Here is a 1,226-nt window from a genome sequence, read left to right on the forward strand (position 1 = left end):
CCGCCCGGCGGCCCGAAGAAGAAGACCGGCCTGATCGTGGGCATCATCATCGCGGTCGTGGTGCTGGCCGGCGGCGCCGTCGGCGCGTACTTCCTGTTCTCCGGCACCAGCCCCACCACGGTCGCCGAGCGCGCCGCGCAGCTGATGTCGGAGAGCTTCGGCAAGAACGTCACCGAGTACCCGATCGAGCAGTTCCGCGAGGGCCTCTGCGCCAAGGACCTGGAGGTCGTGCTGAAGGCGGTCGAGAACGAGCAGAAGCGCCAGCAGACCAACACCCGCACCACCACGCCGCGCAGCACCACGGCTTCGACCGCGAAGTTCGTCGTCAAGAACGTCACGGCGGAGGGCGAGACGGGCAAGGCCGTCATCGAACGGACGCTGTCGAGGGAGGGCAGGGACGACGAGAAGAAGGACTTCACCTACGACCTGCTCACCGAGAACGGTGACTGGAAGATCTGCGGCATCTTCTCGGGCAACAACGCTCCCACGCCGCCTCCGGTGCCCACCGCGCCGAGCTCGCGGTCGTCGGCGTCGCGGCCCTCGATGCCCTCGTTCTCCATGCCCTCGTTCTCGATGCCGTCCTTCTCCATGCCGTCCTTCTCGATGCCGTCGTTCCCGATGCCCACCAGCTGATCGGGCGTGACACCACGAAGGGCGCCTCCCCNNGGCGCTGCGGCTTCGGCGCGGTCACGCCGTCGGCCAGCAGGCGGGCGGTGAGCAGGAACGCGGTGTGCGCGACCATCCGGTGCTCCGGCCGCACCGCCAGGCCAACCGAGTGCCACGGGCGCATCAGCGTCTCCCAGGACTGCGGCTCGGTCCAGCAGGTCTGCTCGCGCAGCGCCTCGGTGATCCGGNNGGTCGTGGCGACGTAGACCGTGAGCACGCCGCCCGGCACCAGGTTCTGCTTGATCATCGGCAGCATGTCCCACGGCGAGAGCATGTCCAGCACCACGCGGTCCAGCTGCGGGCCCGCGTACTCGGCGGCGTCGCCCAGGTGCAGGTCCCAGTTCGGCGGGTGCTCGCCGAAGAAGCGCTGCACGTTGCGCTCGGCGTGCTCCAGGTGGTCCTCGCGCACCTCGTAGGAGGTGACCTGGCCCTTCTCCCCGACCGCGCGCAGCAGCGAGCAGGTCAGCGCGCCCGATCCGGCCCCGGCCTCCAGCACCCGCGCCCCGGGGAAGATGTCGCCCCACATGACGATCTGCGCCGCGTCCTTCGGGTAGATCACC

2 pseudogenes are annotated in these 1,226 nt (G+C 69.8%); one reads left to right on the forward strand and one right to left on the reverse strand.

The features are described 5' to 3' along the window. Nucleotides 1-633, forward strand: a pseudogene (locus tag CCN37_RS41800) (hypothetical protein); the annotation flags it as partial. A 34-nt stretch (nt 634-667) separates the two neighbouring features. Here CCN37_RS41800 and CCN37_RS35765 read toward each other — a convergent pair. After that, nucleotides 668-1,226, reverse strand: a pseudogene (locus CCN37_RS35765) (tRNA (adenine-N1)-methyltransferase); the annotation flags it as partial.

The organism is Allokutzneria sp. NRRL B-24872, from assembly GCF_002155965.1.
Classification (GTDB): Bacteria; Actinomycetota; Actinomycetes; order Mycobacteriales; family Pseudonocardiaceae; genus Allokutzneria.